Genomic DNA, 19,994 nt, shown 5'->3' on the forward strand with positions numbered 1-19,994 from the left:
TGCATGACAAGAAAAAGGGGCCGGCGCTTACCGACCCCCTTTTATGGCTTAGCCGAAGCAATCTGCCTTACCGGATGAAGAACCCGGCGATATCGAAAGTCTCGCCATTTTTGATCAGAATGACGGTCTCCGTGGACCATCCCTCAATGTTCTCAAATTCGGTTTGGTACTGCAGGATTTCATAATCCCCCGCTGGCGCTCCGGGCAGAGTTTCGACTTTTTCGACCGAAACCAGACGCCGTTTTGTCACCGCGCCCAAAGGCTGACGAACAGGTTCGACAAGCGCTGCCCATTCGCTCACGCTGGACTGGCTTTGAAAGAATTCCCCAGCTCGCTGCCAGCTGGCTTCCCAGTCGCCTTTATCCACCGCGCTCATGAATGATTTTGCGCGGCTGAGCGCTGCAGGCGAAGCATCTCTAAAAGCGCCAGGCGCTGCTTGCTGCGCTGCCGTGGTGGCAGCAGGAGCAGGAGAAACAGCGGCTGAATTTGAGCCATCCTCTTCTCCAGAGCCTGAAACAACTGCGATGATGGCGGCGGCGATTACGATAGACATGATGAGCATTCCTCCTGCGAGCCAGATGAGCCGGGATGGCCGTGATTGGCTGAGGTCTGCATTGTCTGCGCCAGCGCTTTCATCCGCTATCCCAGAAGATGTGCGCACAGGATTTTGGGGGGCATTTTCGGGTGAGTTTTGCGGCGCGCTGCCCTCGGCATCCCCCAAGATTCTTGCGGCCTCTCGGCTGCTGCCCACACCCAATTTGCGGCGTGCATTGCGCAGCCGGTCGTTGACGGTGTGTACCGAGATGCCAAGTTCAGTCGCGCTCGATTTGGTGTCATGGCCGCCGAGCAGAAGGCGCAAGGCTTCCTTTTCTTTCTCGGTAAGCTGCCCAAGCACCTCAGCCATTACGCGACCCGTTTCAGCTTTGCGCGGTCGCGTTTCGGCTCAAGCGTCACATTGGCCAGCCCTTCGGCCTCCTGCAGCCGGTCAGCCAGCGCTCCATCAAGCGCATAGCGCGAGCCAAGCCGAATATGCGCCTCCTCATCCGCGCCCAGCACAAGGCGCAGCAGCACCTCACCCATGGCGCTTTCGCTGGGGGTAAGCTCCAGCTTGAGATCCGCCAGCGCCGACACGCTGAGCACATCGGCTTTCAATATCATCGGAATGCTGCCCGATACGCTTTCAAGCGGGCGCGCACCGCGAATGGTCAGGCGCGGCGGTTCACCCGGATTGGGCGCGTCGAGTTCCGCGGTGAGCAGCAGGCACGTGCCCTCACCCGCCCAGGTTTCAAATTGCGGGACAAGGCTCTCTTCAAAACAGGCGGCGGAAAACTGGCCTGAGCTGTCAGAGAAATCCGCGCGCACATAATTGGCCCCGCGCTTGGTGCGCAATTTGGCGACCCCTTCGACCATGGCGGCCAGCATTGCGGTTCCTTTGCCGCCCACAGGCGCGCCCGCTTCCATCACCGCCTGATAGCTGCGAGCGCCCTGGCCAGAGGCGACATCGCGGTATTGCTGCACTGGATGGGCAGAGAAATAAAAGCCGAAATTCTCGCGCTCTTTCGCCATCTGTTCGATGCGCGGCCATGCAGGTGTCTCTTTCAAACGCAGCGTGTCTTCGGGAGCGTCTTCCCCGCCGAACAGTCCAACCTGCCCGCTATCGCGTTCACGCGCGGCGGCTTCTGCCACGGCCAGCAGCATATCGGCATTCGCAAACAATTCACCGCGATTGGGATGCAGGCAATCAAATGCGCCAGCGCAGATCAATCCTTCCAATTGCCGCCGGTTCATCGATCCTTGCGGCAAGCGTTCAAACAGATCGGAAAGGCTTTCAAATTCGCCGCTCGCATCGCGCTCTGCGGTGATCGCCTCCATGGCTTTTTCGCCAACATTGCGAATGCCTGCGAGCGCATATCGCACACCGTATCCATGATCGGTCTGTTCGACAGTGAATTTGGCCTGCGATGCGTTGATGCAGGGGGAAGCACTTCGATCCCGCCTCCTGCTTCTCCAGCAACCGGATAACGGCGCGCATCATCGACAAAGATGTTGAGTTTTTCCGATTGGTGCAAGTCAAAGCACATGGAAGCGGCGTAAAATTCTTCAGGATAATGCGCTTTCATCCAGCCCGTTTGATAGGCGAGCAAAGCGTAAGCTGCCGCGTGCGACTTGTTAAAGCCATAGCCTGCAAATTTGTCGATCAAATCGAACAATTCGTTGGCCTGCTTTTTCTCAATCCCGGAGACTTCCTTACAGCCATCCACAAACCGGACGCGCTGAATGTCCATTTCGGCCTGCACCTTTTTGCCCATCGCGCGGCGCAACAAATCGGCATCGCCCAGCGAATATCCCGCGAGGATTTGCGCGGCCTGCATCACCTGTTCCTGATAGACAAAGATGCCGTAGGTTTCGGCCAGAATGCCTTCGAGTTTAGGATGAGGGTATTCGATCGGCACTTCGCCCGCTTTGCGCTGGCCGAACAGCGGGATGTTATCCATCGGCCCGGGACGATAGAGCGAGACGAGCGCGATAATATCGCCGAAATTGGACGGCTTCACCGCTTTCAGCGTGCGCCGCATCCCTTCAGATTCCAGCTGGAACACGCCGACCGTGTTACCCGCCTGCATAAGATCGTAAACGGCCACATCATCAAGCGGCAATGTGCCCAGATCAATCGTGATCCCGCGCTCTTCGAGCAAGTCCACCGCTTTGCGCAGCACCGAAAGCGTCTTCAGCCCCAGAAAGTCGAACTTCACGAGCCCCGATGATTCGACATGTTTCATATCGAACTGCGTGACCGGCATATCCGAACGCGGATCGCGGTATAGCGGCACCAATTGCGCCAGCGGTCTGTCGCCAATCACAACGCCGGCTGCGTGCGTGGAGGAATTGCGCGGCAAGCCTTCGAGCTGCATGGCCAGATCAACGAGGCGCTTTACCTCGTTATCATTGGTGTATTCCGCCTTGAAATCGCTCGCTCCATTGAGCGCGCGCGGCAGCGTCCACGGATCGGTCGGGTGGTTGGGCACCATTTTGCACAGCCTATCGACCTGGCCATAGCTCATCTGCAAAATCCGCCCGCAATCGCGCAAGACGGCGCGCGCTTTCAGCTTACCAAAGGTGATGATCTGCGCGACGTGATCGGCACCATATTTCTGCTGAACATAGCGGATAACCTCGCCCCGGCGCGTTTCGCAGAAATCGATATCGAAATCCGGCATGGACACGCGTTCGGGATTGAGGAAGCGTTCAAACAGCAGCCCCAGATCAATTGGATCAAGGTCAGTAATCGTCAGCGCCCATGCGACGATTGATCCCGCACCAGACCCCCGCCCCGGTCCCACGGGGATGCCATTATCCTTGGCCCATTGGATGAAGTCAGCAACGATCAGGAAATAGCCCGGAAAGCCCATATTGACGATGATGCCGATTTCATAATCGAGGCGGTCGAAATATTCCTTTCGCGCCTCCTCGCTCATTGCGCCGTACGGTTCGAGCCGCGCTTCAAGCCCTTTACGAGATAGGTCGGCCAGCATTTTCGCCTCGCCTTCCAGATCGCCAGCCAAGCTTGGCAGGATCGGATCGCGGTAAGGCGGCGCGTAGGCGCAGCGTTTGGCAATGGTGAGCGTGTTCTGGATCGCCTCGGGCACGTCGATAAACAGATCGCGCATCATATGGGCGGATTTGACAAACCCTTGCGCATTGGACCGGGCGCGGTCTTCGTTATCGACATAAGTGGACCCGGCAATGCACAGCATCGCATCATGCGCTTTATGCATATGTGGTTCGGCAAAACTGGCAGGATTGGTCGCGACCAGCGGAATGTCGCGGGCATATGCCATGTCGATCAGGGCTTCTTCCGCCGCTGCACAGGCCGGATCGCCGTGGCGAGCGAGTTCGATGTAGAGCCTGCCTGGGAACAGCGATTGCAACCGGTCTGCCACCTGCTCGCCTGCATCCCCCTGCCCTTCGGCCAAAAGCCGGGTGAGCGCGCCCTCACCCGCGCCCGTCAGCGCGATCAGGCCGTCTGTGTGCCCGGTCAGATCATCCCAAACAACATGCGGATCAAATTCCAGCGGGCGCTCCAGATGCGCTTTGGAAACGAGGTGGCACAGATTGTCATACCCGCTGGAGGTTTGGGCATAAAGCGGCAGGTAATCAACGAGCTTGCCTTCGGACCCATCACGCGCAACGCCCAGCAATGTGCCGATGATCGGCTGCACACCTTCGCTTTTGCACGCGCCTGCAAACATCACCGCGCCGTAAAGGCCATTGCGGTCACATATGGCAATGGCGGGAAAATCGCGCTCTTTTGCGAGCTTCGCGATCGCCTTGGGGTCCGCCATGCTTTCAAGCATGGAATAGGACGACAGGACGCGAAGGGGAACGAACGGGGCGAAAGGCATCATGCGAAACTACGCAAGGCCGCGCGACATTCAACCGCGCGCCCGCACCTCTTGGGGAAAAGCTGGGGGCAAGCTATATTGCACAGACGGGAGGACCAAATGACTGACATGATCGAAGTTGAAAATGTGAACACGCCGGGCAGAACGACCCGCGTAAATGCACCCAAATACAATGATATGCGCGCAGCATTAGAAAAATCGCTGCCCAAAGCCTCCCCCGGCCTTACACAGAATGAAACCCGCGAGGCGGTTAAGCCGCATTTGAGCGAAGACTTGTTTCCAGGCGGAAAGACCTGCGGATGGTGGGCAAAAACGGTGCAGCTTGATCTGGAAGCAAAAGGTTTGCTGGTTCGCGAGGCGACCAAGCCGCTCAGGTGGCATTGGAAGTAAGCTTGCCTGCCCCCAAGACGCTAAATAAGCTTTTCAATATCCTTTGCGATGCGCGCAGGGGTGTCGCCTGATCCGTACCGTTTGACCACTTCGCCTTCCCGGTTGATGAGGAATTTGGTGAAATTCCACTTGATCGAGCGCGTGCCCAATGCGCCGGGGGCTTCTTTCTTCATCCAGTCAAACAAAGGCGATGCGCCTGATCCGTTGACCTCCACCTTTTCCATCAGCGGGAATGTAACGCCGAAATTGACTTTGCAAAATTCCGCGATTTCATCCGCATTGCCGGGTTCCTGACCGCCAAACTGGTTGCAGGGAAAACCGAGCACTTCGAAATCGGCATCCTTGAACTGCTGATAAAGCGCCTCAAGCCCATCATATTGCGGGGTAAAGCCGCATTTCGAGGCGGTGTTCACCACCAGCAGAACCTTGCCCTTCTTCTCGGCAAGATCGAGGCTTTCACCGCGATTGGTGGTGACGGTAAAATCTGCGATCGTGGGCATAGAACTATCCTTTGCTGCTCTCCCGCAAATGGGGAGCGGCAAGGGCTATTCAAGCACCCCTTCGTGCAGGCGCACCACACGGTCCATCCGCGCGGCTAGCCTCTCATTGTGCGTTGCGACCAGTGCTGCGCTGCCTTCGCCGCGGACTAGTTCTAAAAATTGGCCCAGCACTGTGTCGGCGGTGTGTTCATCCAGATTGCCCGTCGGCTCATCCGCCAGCACCAATGTTGGCCGATTAGCGAGCGCGCGCGCCACGGCGACGCGTTGCTGTTCACCGCCAGACAATTGATTGGGCCGGTGCGTCAGCCGGTGGCCAAGCCCAAGGCTGGAAAGCAAATGCTGCGCGCGCCCCTGCGCTTCCTCACGCGAAGTGCCGAAAATCATTTGCGGCATGACCACATTCTCGCTCGCGTCGAAATCGGGCAGCAGATGGTGGAACTGATAGACAAAGCCCAGATGTTCGCGCCGCAAACGGGTGCGCTGATCGGGCGGCATGCTTTCAGCCGCTTCGCCGGCAATGCGGATGCTGCCTTCAAAGCCGCCTTCGAGCAGGCCGACCGCTTGCAGCATGGTCGATTTGCCCGAACCCGATGGGCCAAGCAGCGCGACAATTTCGCCCGGCATAATATCCAGATCTACACCGCGCAGCACTTCGATGCGCTGGCCGCCTTGCTCAAAGCTGCGCTGAAGCGCTCGCAAGCTGGCGATAGGGGCGTTCTGGTTATTCATAACGCAGCACCTGAACCGGATCGGTGTTCGCCGCTTTCAATGCGGGGTAAAGCGTCGCCAGAAAACTCAGCACAATCGCGAGAGTGACAATGCCCGCAATCTCCCAAGGATCGGTTTTGGAAGGAAGCTCTGTCAAAAAGCGCACTTTGGGATCCCACAATTGCTGGCCGGTCACAAAGGCGATGAATTCAACAATCGGATTGCGGAAATAGAGGACGAGGAACCCCAGCGCCAATCCCGCCACCGTTCCCAGCGTGCCGATTGTCGTGCCGGTCGTTACAAAAATCTTGAGCAAAGACCGCCGCGTCGCGCCCATTGTCCGCATAATCGCAATATCGCGCGTTTTGGCGCGTACCAGCATCACAAGGCTCGACAGAATGTTAAAAGACGCAACCAACACCATGAAAGACAATGCAAAGAACATCGCCACACGCTCAACTTCCAAGGCCTCAAAAATGGTTGAGTTGATCGTTTTCCAATCGGCAATCTGCGCCCTTCCCGTCAGGCTTTGCTGAACCGGTTCCAATATCTCTGCGACATTGTTGGGATCGGTCACCGTCACTTCGATCAGGCCCACCGTATCATCAAGCAGCAGCAGGGTCTGCGCATCAGACATCGGCATGATGACGAAGGTTTCGTCAAAATCGTAAAGGCCAATCTCAAAGATAGCGCCCACTTCGTAAGCGACCTGCCGGATGGACGTGCCAAACGGAGTGCTGCGCCCTTGCGGGTTGATGATCGTTATCGAATCGCCCACGCGCACGCCCAGATTGCTGGCCAATTGGGTGCCTATGGCAACGCGGCTTTCGCCCGGTTCAAGGCTGGCCATGCTGCCCAGCATCACCTTATCTTCTAGCTCGGCAATGTCCTGCGCGGTGTGCCCGCGTACGAAAATCTGGTTCACCCTGCCATTAAAGCTCGCCAGCAAAGGCTGTTCGATCAGCGGGGATGCTTTGATCACGCCTTCGGTGCCGCGCACATCTTCGAGCACGCTTTCCCAATTATCCAGCCTGCCGCCAAACGCCTGCACCACGGCATGGCCGTTTACGCCTGCGAACCGGTCAATCATTTCAGAGCGGAACCCGTTCATCACGCTCATCACGATCACCAGCATGGCCACCGACAGCATCACCACGCCCACAGAAATCCCGGCGACGAGCGCGATAAACGCCTCTCCTTTGCCCGGCCATAAATAGCGCTTGGCAATCATTCTTTCAAAAGGTGTGAGCATAGGTGCGCTCGCGCATGTGCAAGGGTGGATATGAACCGCCGCTGTAGGCGCAGGCTCGCCGCCTCGCAATCGCTGCCCTTGCCGCTATTGTGTGTAAAAATGCGCACGCGAAATTCCCGCATTGAGAAACCCGGCATGTGCGCCATCACGAAGCTTGTAATTGTATCGTAACATCGCCATTGATCCTGCTCCCCAGCACGCAGCGCAGCGGACTTCTGGTGATGCCCAATAATACCGATAAAGTCGCAGGCCCATTTCCAGGCAATCTAACCCACCCGTGGCTCGATCTCGACGGCGATAAGCTTCGGGAGGAATGCGGCGTTTTCGGCGTTATCAACGCCGCCGATGCAGCCGCGGCGACCGCTCTGGGCCTCCATGCTTTGCAACATCGCGGACAAGAAGCGGTGGGGCTGACGAGCTTTGATGGCAAAGAGTTTTTCTCGCGCCGCGGGCTTGGCCATGTGGCGGAAAACTTCTCAACACCCGAAGCCATCGCCGAGTTACCGGGCACAATGGCAGCGGGCCATGTGCGCTATTCGACCACAGGCGGATCAGGCCTGCGCAATGTGCAGCCGCTTTATGCAGAGCTGGCAAGCGGCGGATTTGCCGTGGCGCATAACGGCAATATCTCCAACGCGAAAATGCTGCGCAAGGATCTGGTCGGCAAGGGTTCGATCTTTCAATCAACCTCTGACACCGAAGTTATCATCCATCTGGTCGCCACATCGCGCTATCCCACCATCGCGGACCGGCTGATTGATGCCCTTCGGTTGGTCGAGGGCGCCTATGCGCTGATCGTGATGACACCCGAAGGGATGATCGCCTGCCGCGATCCTTTGGGCATTCGCCCGCTGGTGATGGGCAAAATGGGCGATGCCATCGTCTTTGCATCAGAAACGGTCGCGTTTGATGTGGCAGGCGGCGAATTCATCCGCGAAGTTGAGCCAGGCGAATTGTTGCAAGTGGGCTTTGATGGCGAAGTGAAAAGCGTCCACCCCTTCACCAAACCGCCCGCGCGCCCGTGCATTTTTGAGCATGTCTATTTCAGCCGTCCTGACAGCTTCTTTGCAGGCCATTCAGTTTATGAAGCGCGCAAAGCCATCGGCGCTGAATTAGCGCAAGAAGCGCCCTGCGATGTCGATCTGGTCGTGCCTGTTCCCGATAGCGGCGTGCCAGCGGCCATCGGCTATGCACAAAGTTCCGGCGTGCCATTTGAGCTTGGCATTATCCGATCGCACTATGTCGGGCGCACATTCATCCAGCCATCGGACAGCGCGCGCCATGCAGGTGTAAAGCGTAAACACAACGCCAATCGCTCTTTGGTCGAAGGCAAGCGGATCGTTCTGATTGACGATTCCATTGTGCGCGGGACAACCAGCCTTAAAATCGTTGAAATGATGCGCGAGGCAGGCGCAAGCGAAGTGCATTTCCGCGTCGCCAGCCCGCCCACGGCGCATTCCTGCTTTTACGGCGTGGACACGCCCGAACGCGAAAAACTGCTCGCCGCGCGGATGCAATTGGAGCCTATGCGCGAATATATTCAGGCAGACAGCCTGGCGTTTATCTCCATTGATGGCCTTTACCGCGCAGTCGGCGCGAAAGGGCGCGACAAAGCTTGCCCGCAATTTTGCGATGCGTGCTTTACCGGGGATTACCCCACCAGCCTCACCGATTTGCGGGCGAAAGAGGAAGGCAGCGATGAGCTCCCTTTTGCTGATCCAAAAGCTGCTTAAAGGCCTGATACATGACTGATTCCAAACCCTTATCCGGCCAGACCGCGCTGGTCACCGGCGCAAGCCAGGGCATTGGCGCGGCCACAGCGAAAGCTTTGGCGAAAGCGGGCGCGCATGTCATATTGGTGGCGCGCAAAGTGAAAGCATTAGAGCTGATCGAGGATGCCATCCATGAAGAAGGCGGCACATCCACCATCGCGCCTGTCGATCTGACCGAAGCGGACGCCGTATCACGCCTGGCCGGCGCCATTGGCGGGCGCTGGGAAAGCCTTGATATACTCGTTCTTTCAGCGGCTTATCTGCCAGAGCTTACACCGCTTTCGCAGATTGATCCCAAACAATTCACCACAGCCGTGATGACCAATATGGTCTCAACTCAGGCGATGCTGGCAGCGTTTGATCCGTTGATGCGGCGCGCGAAGGCGGGCAAAGTCATCGGGTTAACCAGCTCTGTCGGCGCGTCCCCTCGCCCGTTCTGGTCGGCCTATGGATCGACCAAGGCTGCGTTTGACAATCTGCTCGAAACTTACGGCGCAGAGGTTGAAAAACTCTCGCCGCTGAAAGTCGCCATTATCGATCCCGGCGCAACCCGCACCGGCATGCGCGCACGCGCCTATCCGGGCGAAGATGCGCAATCGGTCAAATCGCCAGAAGTGGTGGCCGCGCGGATTGCGGAGCTGGCGAGCGAAGGATTTGCAACGGGTCATCGCGAACGCATCGACGGCTGATCGCAAAACGCATCCTTCACGGGGGCCAAATTTACTTGGTGGTAACCATTTTCAGTGACGGGTTGGAAGGCCGCTCTGCTGCACTACGTAGTTTGACCAAGGGCGAAGAGACCTCCCGCTGATTGGACCCGAGTACCGCACGATGCCGATTGAAAAAGAACCTTATGCCGTCGCAGCACAAGAAGACCGCTGCGCGCCGCGTACAAAACTGACGATCCCTGCGACTTTGCGGGCCTCTGGCGGGCGCGCATTTCAAAGCGTGGTGCATGATCTGTCGATCTCGGGCTTTTCCGCCGCGTCGATCAACCGCATGCACGAAGGCCAGAAATGCTGGCTGACACTGCCGGGGCTCGAATCGCTTCAGGCAGAAGTTGTGTGGTGGGACAATTGCATTGTCGGCTGCGCGTTCGAAGAGCTGCTCAGCCCCATCGTGCATGACAACATCCTGCAACGATACAGCAATCTGAACGCGCCCCGAAAAGCCATTTGATGCAAGGCGAACTGGGCGATCTTAAACGCCCGGTCCGCTTCCCGGCTTAACCGCCGCCCGGCACTGCCAGTTTCGCGATAATCGCGCCCGCCTGCCCGCGATAAGCGTTCGATGTTGCCTTAGGCCAATTGCTCACAATCGCGATGACGGTGTTGGTGCCGGGTATAACGGTGATTGCCTGACCGAAAATTCCCTGCGCGCCGTAATTGTTGCCGGGATAGGTCCACCATTGATAACCATACCCAAACCCGCCGCCAAATTGGACCTTGGCAGAGCCAGCCTCACCAAACCAACCTTCGGGAACGATCTGCTCACCTGACTGGCCTTTACCGCCTTCCAGCGCGAACTGGCCCATGCGGGCATAATCGGACAGGCGCAAAGACAGGCAGCACCCGCCAATATTGCCGCCGCGCGGATCGACCATCCAGAACATCCCGCCTTCAAATCCGGCAGGTTCGACAATCTTGGTTTGCGCATACTCGGCCATGGGCAGTCCGATGGCGTTTTCAATCAGCAGGCCGATCAGGTTTGTCTCGCCTGTAGAATAAGAGAATTTCTCCCCCGGCGGATTGGCCCTGCCCAGCTCTTTCATCTGCGCAACAATCGCATCTTCGCCATATTCGGTCACAAACTTATTCAGCTGCGCGACGTCGCTTTCAGGGTCGGTGTAATCCTCGTTCCAGTCGACACCGCTGGTCATCGTTACCAATTGGCCGACGGTCACACCGTCATAGGAAGACCCTGTTAATTCGGGGATATATTGCGTCACAGAATCATCAAGGCCGCCAATAAACCCATCCGAAATGGCCGCAGCAAGCAAAGTTGAAGTGAAGCTTTTCGCGACCGAGAAACTGGTCCACCGGTCCGCTTTACCAAGGCCAAGGCCGTATTGTTCGTACCGGACCTTGCCGTCCTGCAGCACCATAATGCCAGCGGCATTGGTGTCAGCCATCAGCTTTGCCAGATCAGCCTGAAGATCATCGCTCAGCGGAGCGCCTTGCGGCAAAGCGCGCGTGGTGGTGGCAGCGGGCACTTCGTGGCCGGCAAACCAGCTTTCCATATCGCGGAACCGGGCCGAACGGGTGGCATCATCCCAAAAGAGCACCTGCTGCTGAGCAGGATCAAGGACAGGCGGCTGGGTCAATTCAACCGCCCCAAGCGGCGCGGTCTGCGCCCCTGTTCCTGCCCCCTGATAAGACGGAGCGCATGCCGTCATCGCCAATGCCGCCGAAGCGCTTAACAACAGCTGCGCGGCCAATCGTGTGCGTGTCATGCCCTCATCCCCTTTGTGTTTATTCGTTCAACTCTACAGGTTTAATCAAAGTCACTTGGTGCACATTAACGTTACCTGTGAGAAAGCCCGCTTCGCAATAGGCAAGGTAATATCGCCAGAGCCGTACAAACCGATCGTCAAAACCTTTGGGCAGGCGCGATTGATCGGCCGCAGCGTCAAACCTTTCGCGCCAGATGCGCAAAGTGGCGGCGTAATCTGCGCCAAAATCGGTTTGATCGCGCCATTCAAGCCCGCGCGCCTCAGCAAGGCCGCGAAATTCGGATGATTTGATCAGCAGCCCGCCGGGGAAGATATAAGCCTGAATGAAATCGACCGTGCTGGCATAGGTTTCGAACAGGTCATCGGCCATGGAGATATACTGGATCGCCGCTCTGCCGCCCGGTTTCAGATTTCGCGCAAGGCAATCGAGAAAATGCGGCCAGTTTTCGCGGCCCAAAGCTTCGACCATTTCAACGCTGGCAATCGCGTCAAATGCGCCATCACAGTCGCGGTAATCGAGCCGCTGCCAATTGACATTGCTGGTGCGGCGGCGGGCCCAGTCCAATTGTTCATCCGACAGGCTGATTGCGGTGGCCGCGGCGGCGCGTGCATCAAGCTCACACGCCAATGCGCCCCACCCGCACCCAATTTCGAGCGCTGTGTGATGCGGCTGCAGGTCAAGCCGGTCAAGGATTGCAGCATTTTTGCGCTTTTGCGATGCCTCTAGCCCATCTTCACCCATACCGCTCAGCGCAAGCCCGCTTGAATAGGTCATGCCGGGGTCAAGCCAGGCGGCATAGAAATCATTGCCCAGATCGTAATGCGCCGCGATATTGCGCTGAGAGCCCTGCCGGCTGTTGCGGTTCAGCCTGTGCGCCGCGCTGGCGGCCCATTTGAAGGGCCCGGATGATCGCGCGGTGCTGCCAAGCGTGCGCGCATTGTCGCCCATCACCGCAAACAAAGTGGTAAGATCAGCGCAGTCCCATTCGCCCGCCTCATATCCCTGATACCAACCAATCGACCCGCCTGTCGCAAGCCGCAACAAGGACCGCCAATCCTTTAGTGTCATCTCCGCATCAAAGCCGCGCGCGCGCCGCCTAGCATCCGCGATGTGCCATCGGGCAGATGCGCCAGGATTGATCCGCGTTCCAGCCCCGCATCCACGCGGTCCACCATCGCGGTAAAACCGGGCGCGATTAGCCGCGCAAGCCATCCGGGCGATGCGCCAAAGCGTTCGCCTGCGCTTATCAGCGCATCCCCTCTCATCTTTGCTGGCAATTCAGGCGCATTCATCGCGCAAAGCATAGGCGCTGCCATGCATGCGGGGCAAGCGCTGGCGGGCGGCTATCCGCCTTCTTTCATGGCTTTATACGCATCCAGCGCCCGTGTCCGCGCGGCCTTGTGGCCGATGATCTTGGCGGGATAGGCTTTGGGCAGGCAGCCATGCTCTTCAGGATCATGGATATAGGGTTCATCCAGCCCGCTCAGTTCCGGCACAAATTCGCGGATATAGGCGGCGCAATCAAACTTTTCCGATTGCGATAAGGGAGCCATGATCCGCACGAACATATTGCTGTCGACGCCCGTGCCTGCGGTCCATTGCCAATTGGTCGAATTGGACGCGTAATCCGCATCACACAGCGTGTCCCAAAACCACTTCTCGCCCTCGCGCCAATCGATCAGCAGATGTTTGATTAAGAAGCTTGCCGTTATCATCCGCACCCGGTTGTGCATCCATCCCGTCTGGTAGAGCTCGCGCATGCCTGCATCAACGATTGGGTAACCTGTACGGCCCTCTTGCCACGCTTTCAAATCGCGCGCAGCCTGTTTGTCGGAATGCGGATCGCGCCAGTTGAGTTTGTCAAAATCCTCGCGGTAATTTTCGCGGGCATAGAGGGGGAATTGCGCAATCGCGTTCTGCGCATAATCGCGCCAGATCAGCTCGCTTTCATAAATGCGCCAGCCATCGGAGCGTTTGTGTTTGAAGTGATGCCAGATTTGCACCGGCGAAATCTCGCCGAAATGCAAATGCGGCGACAGGCGCGATACGCCTTTGACAGATGGCAGATTGCGCTGCTCTTCATAGCCATCAACCTCCGCCTCCCACCTGTTAAGCTGCGCATAAGCGGCCTCTTCGCCCACGTCCCATGCCTCGCGCAGGCCGCCTGCCCAATCGGGCTTTACCGGAAGCAGGTTCCAGTCATCCAGATTATCGGAGGCTGGCCAGCTGTCAGGCGAAGACAGCGTTTCAGGCTCAGGCACTTCATCGCGCGGCGGAAATTGCGCGCGCACCGCGCGGCTGAACGGGGTGTAGATCTTGTATTGTCCGCCCGACCCTGTCGTCACCGTGCCGGGAGGGGCAAGGTAATTGCCATCATAGAGTTTGAGATCGCAGGCTTCACTCAACGCCTTTTGCGCTTTGCGCCACCATGGTTCGTAATGGCGATTGGCGTGAATGGTGACCGCGCCCGTTTCCTCGGCGATTTGTGTGAGGTGCTCTACCGCATCGCCTTTGCGCAGGATGATGCGCGCATGCCGCTTGGCAAAGCTCGCCTGCAAACTCTCAAGCGAGTGGTGCAGCCACCAGCGCGATGCCCCGCCATAGGCGTGGGTTTTGGCCGCCTCATCGTCGAGCACATAGACCGCGATAACAGGGCCAAGCTTGGCGGCTTCATATAGAGCGGGATTGTCGGCGATACGCAGATCACGCCGCAGCCAGACGATTTGGGTTTGAGACATTCCATTTCCCGTTCGGGCTGAGCCTGCCGAAGCCCCGTTCTGTCTTCTGGCGCAGCACTCGAAGTGAAGTACAGCCCTTCGACAAGCTCAGGGCGAACGGATTTAGTGAAGGAGCGAATTAACCCGGCGGAAGTTCCACACATTCGGCACCGGGCACCGCGATGGAGAACCGGTCCCGTGCGCGCGGGTCGTAAAAGCGGGCATCGTAAAGAATTATCGAACCGTCGTCAGCGCGCACAGCAAAGGGCGCGCGGCTCCAAAACAGAAACGCATCGAGCTGGGAATTGGCGGCGCGTTCTTCGGTCAGATCGGGCAGAACGCAATAGCTATCGCTAAGCGGCGCATCCTCGTGATCAGAGCCACCAAGGGTATAAAGCGTGCCCTGCCAACTGTCCTCCGGTGGCTTAGTGAAGATTTCGCGCTGCCAGAACGCGAACGGAACTGGGCTGACAATCACTTGAGTGCCGGGACCATAATTTCGAGGCGAGTTTGCGGATGCATGAATTGCGCCCGAAAATGCCCCATTCATCGCAATATAAGCCAGCGCCGCAGTTGCAGCGACCCACGCAGGCCGTTTCCATTCGCGCCCGCGTTTTTCTTTGCGCAGGCTCCACCAGACCGAAAAGCCCAAAAGCGCCCAGAGCCACACATCAATGATGAACAGCGTATCGCCATAAAACCACTGCGAGGAAAACGGCTCTAGCAGCCTGATCCCGTACACATTCAGCCAGTCGAGCGCCGGGTGCGACAGGCACCCGACAAAGCTGAGGAGGTAAAGCCATTTGAAATTGACCGGCAGTCGGCCTTCGGGCCGTTTCCCGCGCTTTTCCTGCCAACGGTCAAACCACCACAAGAGCCCCGCCAAAATCAGTGGCAGCAACACCCATGCAGGCGGGCCGTGCGTAATCCCCCGGCGGAAACCCAGATGCTCTGTCCCTTCCAGCCAGAAAAAACACGCAGCATCGACATCGGGCAGGTTTGCACCAATGATCAGCGCGGGCATGGCAAGACCCGTTTTTGTCTTAAGGCCCATCTGGCCAATCAAAGCGCCCGCAAGGCTGTGCGTGAGGTTATCCATTTGAAATCCGCTAGCCCTCGTGCATAGCCGCGTCAAAGAATTGAAAGGCAAGCCTTTGACCCATACCCCGTTTATCCGCCCTGATATGAAAGCGTTTCTGGATGCGCTGGCCGCAGCTGGCAGCCCGCCGATTGCGGATATGACGCTGGAGGAAGCGCGCGCATCCTACCGCGCGCTGCACGGCATGGCGGACAGGCCCGCGCGGGAATTGGCAGTGATAAAGGATTTAAGCTGCCCCGGCCCCGCAGGCGATATTCCGCTGCGTTTATACGATGCGCAAGCGGATCGCGGCCCCTCTCCCGTCATGACGTTTTTTCACGGCGGCGGTTTCGTCATCGGCGATTTAGAAACGCACCATGCGCTGTGCACCGAAATTGCCGCTTTGATGGATTTGCCTTTGGTGGCGGTCGATTATCGCTGCGCGCCAGAGGCTCCCTTTCCCGCCGCGATTGACGATTGCGAGGCGGCGGCGCGGTGGATTGCCTCTTCGCCCGGTGCTTTGGACAGAGAGGCGACCGGGATCATCACTATCGGCGATAGCGCGGGCGGCACCGCGACCATTGCGGTGGGCCAATTGCTTGCCGCCAATCCCGCAGATGTGCCCGTGGTGCTGCAAGTGCCGCTGTTTCCCCTCGCCAGCGATGCGCGGGGATCTGCCAGCTTGGAAGAATTTGCCGAAGGGTTCATCCTCACCAAAGCGGCGGTTGAGTTTTTCGATGCCGCCTATCAGGCAGACAGGGCAGACCCGCGCGGGTTTCCCATACTGGGCGATCACACAGGCGCGCCGCCCAGCGTGGTTGTGACCGCCAGCCTTGATCCTATTCGCGATTCCGGGCGCGATTACGCGAGCGCTTTGGCGAATGCGGGGGCGGATTGCATCTTCCTTGAGATGCAGGGCGTCACCCATTCCTTCACCAATATCAGAGGCGCAGTGCCATCCGCGCAAGGCGATCTGGAACGCGTGATCGCCGCGATGAATTTCCTGCTGGGAGCCAAGCCATGAACGATCTGCCTTACCGCCCATGCGCGGGGTTTATGCTGGTGAATGCCGATGGCCACGTGCTGGTCGGACAGCGGCTTGAAAAACGCGCGCATGGCAAATGGCAGATGCCGCAAGGGGGCATTGATCCGGGCGAAGACCCTGAGACCGCTGCCTTGCGCGAACTGGAGGAGGAAACCGGCGTTACCGCTGATCTGGTCGAAATAATCGCGCCTGCATCAAAGGTGCTGCGTTATGATTTGCCGCCTGAATTGATGGGCAAATTGTGGAAAGGCAAATATCGCGGTCAGGAGCAATATTGGTTCCTCGGCCGCTTTACCGGCAGTGATGCTGACATTAACCTCAACGCGCATGAACCGGCTGAATTTGGCGCGCATCGCTGGGTAAGCCCGCACGAATTGCCCGGTCTGATCGTCCCGTTCAAACGCGAAGTGTATCAGCAGATCGTGGACGAATTTGCGCCGCTGATCTGAATGCCGCGCATCAATTGGTGGACGGCTGATCCTCTGCCGTTTCCGCTGCCAGACGGGCCGGCGGTCCTTTGGCGATAGTGTTTTCGAGCGCGCGGGTTTCGGGGCATGTATCGCCGCACAGGCTTTGCAATTGCGCCAGATTGCGCCGCGCTTTGTCCACCGCGCCTTTTTCGACCAAGGCTTCCCCCTCACCCGAAATCGCGGCAAAATTGCCCGGATCGCGGGCCAGTGCCTCGCGGTAATAGGTGATCGCTTTGCCCTGAAGGCCATCAGAGCGCGCGGCTTCTGCGAGTTCGAGGAAGATCGGCGTGTATCCCGGATCAACCGCCAAAGCGGCCTCGTATGCGTCAATCGCGGCCTGAGTATCGCCCGCTTTTAGCAAAGCCTGACCCTGCGCCACCAGTGCAAGCGCGCGCGCATCCGGTTCGTTATCCTGCGCTGCTGTCACACTGGCGGTGACAGCAAAACACAAAGACAAAGCGGCAGCAGCGGGCGCAAAACGCATCAGGATATCCTTCAATTCATTGGACCGGGATGGGGGCACATCATCCATACCATGAATGGCTAACATGGCCCTCGTAAAATGGCGATAAAAAACCCATCCGTGCCGTCGCGGAACGGATCAAGGCGCAATCCTTCGCCGCGTTTGGTGCCAAGCGGCAGGCTGACCGCTTCGCTGCGCCAACCTTCGTGCCGTTTAAGAAACGCGGCGATCTGATCAGCGCCTTCTGCATCGAGCACAGAGCACACTGCATAAGTGATCGCGCCGCCCGGCTTTACACATGCCGCCGCCAGATCAAGCACATGGGCCTGCAAGGTGTTCAAGCGGGAAAGCTCATTCGGAGTAAGCCGCCAGCGGCTTTCCGGATTGCGCCGCCAAGTGCCCGTGCCCGAACACGGCGCATCAACCAGCACATGATCGGGAGCGCCCACAAATGCTTCAAGCGCCGCCATCTCCTTACCCGGATCGAGCAGCACGGTGTGATCCACTCCCGCGCCTGCTTTCGCGCTTCGCGGGGCAAGATTGCCCAGACGGCGCTTGTCCGTATCGGCTGCAATCAAACTGATCGCATTGCCAAACCGCGCGGCGAGACCCAGCGTTTTGCCCCCTGCCCCTGCGCACAGATCAAGCACGGTGTCTCCGGCCTGAGCTGGCACAGCTTCGCACACAAGCTGGCTGGCGTGGTCCTGTATCTCTATCGCGCCTGATTTGTACGCGTCCCATTGCTCCACCTGCGTGCCAAAGGGAAAGCGCACACCCTGCGGCGCGGCGAGCGGTTCGCCCGTGACCGGCAGTTCGAGAGTTTCCCGGTCCGCTTTCAGCGCGTTCACGCGGATGTCGAGCGGAGCGCGGTCCAGCAAAGCGAGCGCCGCGTCATCCTTCATATCCGATTTGGCCAAAGCTTCCGCCTGCCATTGCGGGGCAAGCCCGGTGCGCGCGGGCGTTTCATGCTCGCCTATCGCTGCGGGGCCATAGGGTGATCCATCAAACAGGGCGGCAACCACCTCATCCTCGCCTGCGACCGCCAGCATTGCTGTGCGCCCCGTTTGCGGCACCGGACCGCACAGGCGGACCGCGCGGTAGACAAGTTCGCGCACCGCCCGGCGATCCTTGGAGCCTGCATAGCGGCGCTCTTTGAAATATTGCGCGATCAGCCGGTCTGCAGGCGCGCCTTTGGTTTCGGCGGCTGCGATGATTTGGTCGAGCAGTTCAATCGCCGCCTGCACGCGGGCTGCAGGTTTCATCAGCGCGTCGGATAATTCGGCGCTTCGCGCGTGATCGCCACATCGTGCACATGGCTTTCCGACAGCCCGGCATTGGTGATGCGAACAAACTTTGCGCGTTGCTGCAAATCGGCAATGGTCGCAGATCCGGTATAACCCATCGCGGCTTTCACCCCGCCGACAAGCTGGTGGATGACATCGGCGGCAGGCCCTTTGAAAGGCACTTGTCCCTCGATCCCTTCGGGCACCAGTTTCATGGCGGAGACATCCTGCTGGAAATACCGGTCCGCGCTGCCGCGCGCCATCGCGCCTACGCTGCCCATGCCGCGATAGGATTTGTACGAGCGTCCTTGATAAAGGAATACCTCACCGGGGCTTTCCGCCGTGCCTGCGAGCATCGATCCGACCATGACGCTCGATGCGCCCGCGGCAAGCGCCTTGGCCGCATCACCCGATGTGCGAAGCCCGCCATCTGCGATCACCGGAACGCCCGATTTCGCCGCTTCCTCGGCGCTTTCCATGACGGCGGTGAGCTGAGGCACGCCGACGCCTGCGACGACGCGCGTGGTGCAAATGGAGCCGGGGCCAATGCCCACTTTGATCGCATCCGCGCCTGCATCAATCAGCGCCCGGGTTGCTTCTGCGGTGGCGACATTGCCGGCGATCACCTGAACCGAATTGGAAAGGGATTTGGCCCGCTCAACTGCTTTGGACACGTCAGCATTATGGCCATGCGCGGTGTCGATGATGACGACATCCACCTCGGCATCGATAAGCGCCTCGGTCCGCTCAAAACCTTTATCGCCCACAGTCGTTGCTGCAGCCACGCGCAAACGGCCTGCCTCATCCTTGGTCGCATGCGGGTAATTGACCGCCTTTTCGATGTCTTTCACTGTGATGAGTCCGATGCATTTGTAATCATCATCCACCACCAGCAGCTTTTCAATCCGCCGGCCATGCAGCAAGCGGCGCGCATCTTCCTGACTGGTGCCCAAAGGCACAGTGGCCAGATTATCCGTCGTCATCAATTCGCGCACGGGCTGCGCGGGATTTTCTGCAAAGCGGACATCGCGATTGGTGAGGATACCAACCAGCTTGCCGCCTTTATCTGTGACGGGAATGCCGCTGATCTTGTGCTGATCCATCAATGCCTGCGCCTCGCCCAGAACCGCTTCGGGGCCGATAGTGATCGGATTGACCACCATCCCGCTTTCAAACCGTTTGACCGCGCGCACCGCGGCGCATTGTTCGGGCACGTCCAGATTGCGGTGAAGCACGCCAATGCCGCCCAATTGCGCCATAACAATGCCCATATCGGCCTCTGTCACTGTATCCATTGCCGATGATAGGACGGGGATATTGAGCGCGATAGAACGCGTCAGCTGCGTCCTTGTATTGGCCATGGATGGCAGGACGTTGCTTTCCGCAGGGCGAAGCAGAACATCATCAAAGGTAAGGCCGAGAGGGATTTCCATGTGCACGGGGCTTTCTGTGGGAGAGGC

Annotated in this window: 16 protein-coding genes and 2 pseudogenes; 6 read left to right on the plus strand and 12 right to left on the minus strand. The window is 58.5% G+C overall.

Annotated features, from left to right (window positions below):
- Positions 1 to 67: 67 nt before the first annotated feature.
- Together AC0V6L_RS14320 and dnaE are read right to left on the minus strand one after the other, a co-directional pair.
- Complete coding sequence (locus AC0V6L_RS14320; protein ID WP_486154848.1) at positions 68 to 904, minus strand: DUF4019 domain-containing protein; 837 nt, start codon at positions 902 to 904, stop codon at positions 68 to 70.
- Positions 904 to 4,403 (minus strand): annotated as a pseudogene (gene dnaE, locus AC0V6L_RS14325) (DNA polymerase III subunit alpha). Before dnaE ends, AC0V6L_RS14320 begins: the two are co-directional and overlap by 1 nt.
- A 99-nt stretch (positions 4,404 to 4,502) precedes the next feature.
- On the opposite strand from dnaE, the gene AC0V6L_RS14330 reads away from it, so the two are divergent.
- Positions 4,503 to 4,793 (plus strand): DUF6958 family protein, encoded by a 291-nt coding sequence (locus AC0V6L_RS14330; RefSeq protein WP_486154849.1) that lies wholly within the window; start codon positions 4,503 to 4,505, stop codon positions 4,791 to 4,793.
- Between the two features lie 20 nt (positions 4,794 to 4,813).
- Here the strand turns inward: AC0V6L_RS14330 and AC0V6L_RS14335 are convergent, their stop codons facing one another.
- The 3 genes from AC0V6L_RS14335 to AC0V6L_RS14345 are packed head-to-tail and all read right to left on the minus strand — an operon-like array spanning position 4,814 to position 7,253.
- Entirely contained in the window at positions 4,814 to 5,293 is a 480-nt protein-coding gene (locus AC0V6L_RS14335; protein WP_486154851.1) for a glutathione peroxidase, read from the minus strand.
- A gap of 45 nt (positions 5,294 to 5,338) precedes the next feature.
- A complete protein-coding gene (locus AC0V6L_RS14340) occupies positions 5,339 to 6,022 on the minus strand; it encodes an ABC transporter ATP-binding protein (protein ID WP_486154852.1) in 684 nt (227 codons plus the stop codon).
- The gene (locus tag AC0V6L_RS14345) at positions 6,015 to 7,253 is read right to left on the minus strand and encodes a lipoprotein-releasing ABC transporter permease subunit (protein ID WP_486154853.1); all 1,239 of its coding nucleotides are present in this window, start codon (positions 7,251 to 7,253) and stop codon (positions 6,015 to 6,017) included. The genes AC0V6L_RS14340 and AC0V6L_RS14345 overlap by 8 nt, the downstream gene beginning before the upstream one ends.
- Before the next feature lie 221 nt (positions 7,254 to 7,474).
- Here AC0V6L_RS14345 and purF point away from each other — a divergent pair, with 221 nt between their 5' ends.
- The 3 genes from purF (at position 7,475) to AC0V6L_RS14360 (ending at position 10,204) form a co-directional block, all read left to right on the plus strand.
- Positions 7,475 to 8,986 carry an amidophosphoribosyltransferase gene (gene purF / locus AC0V6L_RS14350; RefSeq protein ID WP_486154854.1) on the plus strand — a complete coding sequence of 504 codons (1,512 nt, stop codon included), beginning with the start codon at positions 7,475 to 7,477 and terminating at the stop codon, positions 8,984 to 8,986.
- An 11-nt stretch (positions 8,987 to 8,997) separates the two neighbouring features.
- Positions 8,998 to 9,714: an SDR family NAD(P)-dependent oxidoreductase gene (locus AC0V6L_RS14355; RefSeq protein WP_486154855.1), complete on the plus strand. Its 717-nt coding sequence runs from the start codon at positions 8,998 to 9,000 to the stop codon at positions 9,712 to 9,714.
- Between the two features lie 142 nt (positions 9,715 to 9,856).
- A complete protein-coding gene (locus AC0V6L_RS14360; RefSeq protein ID WP_486146447.1) occupies positions 9,857 to 10,204 on the plus strand; it encodes a PilZ domain-containing protein in 348 nt (115 codons plus the stop codon).
- 46 nt (positions 10,205 to 10,250) lie between these two features.
- Here the strand turns inward: AC0V6L_RS14360 and AC0V6L_RS14365 are convergent, their stop codons facing one another.
- From AC0V6L_RS14365 to AC0V6L_RS14380, 4 genes and pseudogenes are all read right to left on the minus strand, one after another.
- Positions 10,251 to 11,477, minus strand: coding sequence for a serine hydrolase domain-containing protein (locus tag AC0V6L_RS14365; protein WP_486154856.1), 1,227 nt, complete (start codon positions 11,475 to 11,477; stop codon positions 10,251 to 10,253).
- 19 nt (positions 11,478 to 11,496) lie between these two features.
- Positions 11,497 to 12,770, minus strand: a pseudogene (locus tag AC0V6L_RS14370) (class I SAM-dependent methyltransferase).
- A gap of 51 nt (positions 12,771 to 12,821) precedes the next feature.
- Positions 12,822 to 14,216, minus strand: a complete 1,395-nt coding sequence (locus AC0V6L_RS14375) for a cryptochrome/photolyase family protein (protein ID WP_486154857.1) — start codon at positions 14,214 to 14,216, stop codon at positions 12,822 to 12,824.
- A gap of 118 nt (positions 14,217 to 14,334) precedes the next feature.
- Entirely contained in the window at positions 14,335 to 15,294 is a 960-nt protein-coding gene (locus AC0V6L_RS14380) for a metal-dependent hydrolase (RefSeq protein WP_486154858.1), read from the minus strand.
- Positions 15,295 to 15,379: 85 nt separating this feature from the next.
- On the opposite strand from AC0V6L_RS14380, the gene AC0V6L_RS14385 reads away from it, so the two are divergent.
- Entirely contained in the window at positions 15,380 to 16,297 is a 918-nt protein-coding gene (locus tag AC0V6L_RS14385) for an alpha/beta hydrolase (protein WP_486155156.1), read from the plus strand.
- A complete protein-coding gene (locus AC0V6L_RS14390; protein ID WP_486154859.1) occupies positions 16,294 to 16,767 on the plus strand; it encodes an RNA pyrophosphohydrolase in 474 nt (157 codons plus the stop codon). Before AC0V6L_RS14385 ends, AC0V6L_RS14390 begins: the two co-directional genes overlap by 4 nt.
- A 10-nt stretch (positions 16,768 to 16,777) precedes the next feature.
- Here the strand turns inward: AC0V6L_RS14390 and AC0V6L_RS14395 are convergent, their stop codons facing one another.
- From AC0V6L_RS14395 to guaB, 3 genes are read right to left on the minus strand one after another with little or no spacing between them, the layout of a single operon-like run.
- A complete protein-coding gene (locus AC0V6L_RS14395; RefSeq protein WP_486154860.1) occupies positions 16,778 to 17,338 on the minus strand; it encodes a tetratricopeptide repeat protein in 561 nt (186 codons plus the stop codon).
- Complete coding sequence (locus tag AC0V6L_RS14400) at positions 17,332 to 18,513, minus strand: RsmB/NOP family class I SAM-dependent RNA methyltransferase (protein WP_486154861.1); 1,182 nt, start codon at positions 18,511 to 18,513, stop codon at positions 17,332 to 17,334. The genes AC0V6L_RS14395 and AC0V6L_RS14400 overlap by 7 nt, the downstream gene beginning before the upstream one ends.
- Positions 18,513 to 19,967, minus strand: a complete 1,455-nt coding sequence (gene guaB / locus AC0V6L_RS14405; RefSeq protein ID WP_486154862.1) for an IMP dehydrogenase — start codon at positions 19,965 to 19,967, stop codon at positions 18,513 to 18,515. The genes AC0V6L_RS14400 and guaB overlap by 1 nt, the downstream gene beginning before the upstream one ends.
- Positions 19,968 to 19,994 lie beyond the last annotated feature (27 nt).

The organism is Erythrobacter sp. JB1-15, from assembly GCF_057365035.1.

Bases quoted from the DNA above. Each gene is read 5' to 3' on its own strand.
- AC0V6L_RS14320 (WP_486154848.1), bottom strand. From the start codon at position 904: ATGGCTGAGGTGCTTGGGCAGCTTACCGAGAAAGAAAAGGAAGCCTTG.
- AC0V6L_RS14330 (WP_486154849.1), top strand. From the start codon at position 4,503: ATGACTGACATGATCGAAGTTGAAAATGTGAACACGCCGGGCAGAACG.
- AC0V6L_RS14335 (WP_486154851.1), bottom strand. From the start codon at position 5,293: ATGCCCACGATCGCAGATTTTACCGTCACCACCAATCGCGGTGAAAGC.
- AC0V6L_RS14340 (WP_486154852.1), bottom strand. From the start codon at position 6,022: ATGAATAACCAGAACGCCCCTATCGCCAGCTTGCGAGCGCTTCAGCGC.
- AC0V6L_RS14345 (WP_486154853.1), bottom strand. From the start codon at position 7,253: ATGCTCACACCTTTTGAAAGAATGATTGCCAAGCGCTATTTATGGCCG.
- purF (WP_486154854.1), top strand. From the start codon at position 7,475: ATGCCCAATAATACCGATAAAGTCGCAGGCCCATTTCCAGGCAATCTA.
- AC0V6L_RS14355 (WP_486154855.1), top strand. From the start codon at position 8,998: ATGACTGATTCCAAACCCTTATCCGGCCAGACCGCGCTGGTCACCGGC.
- AC0V6L_RS14360 (WP_486146447.1), top strand. From the start codon at position 9,857: ATGCCGATTGAAAAAGAACCTTATGCCGTCGCAGCACAAGAAGACCGC.
- AC0V6L_RS14365 (WP_486154856.1), bottom strand. From the start codon at position 11,477: ATGACACGCACACGATTGGCCGCGCAGCTGTTGTTAAGCGCTTCGGCG.
- AC0V6L_RS14375 (WP_486154857.1), bottom strand. From the start codon at position 14,216: ATGTCTCAAACCCAAATCGTCTGGCTGCGGCGTGATCTGCGTATCGCC.
- AC0V6L_RS14380 (WP_486154858.1), bottom strand. From the start codon at position 15,294: ATGGATAACCTCACGCACAGCCTTGCGGGCGCTTTGATTGGCCAGATG.
- AC0V6L_RS14385 (WP_486155156.1), top strand. From the start codon at position 15,380: ATGAAAGCGTTTCTGGATGCGCTGGCCGCAGCTGGCAGCCCGCCGATT.
- AC0V6L_RS14390 (WP_486154859.1), top strand. From the start codon at position 16,294: ATGAACGATCTGCCTTACCGCCCATGCGCGGGGTTTATGCTGGTGAAT.
- AC0V6L_RS14395 (WP_486154860.1), bottom strand. From the start codon at position 17,338: ATGTTAGCCATTCATGGTATGGATGATGTGCCCCCATCCCGGTCCAAT.
- AC0V6L_RS14400 (WP_486154861.1), bottom strand. From the start codon at position 18,513: ATGAAACCTGCAGCCCGCGTGCAGGCGGCGATTGAACTGCTCGACCAA.
- guaB (WP_486154862.1), bottom strand. From the start codon at position 19,967: ATGGAAATCCCTCTCGGCCTTACCTTTGATGATGTTCTGCTTCGCCCT.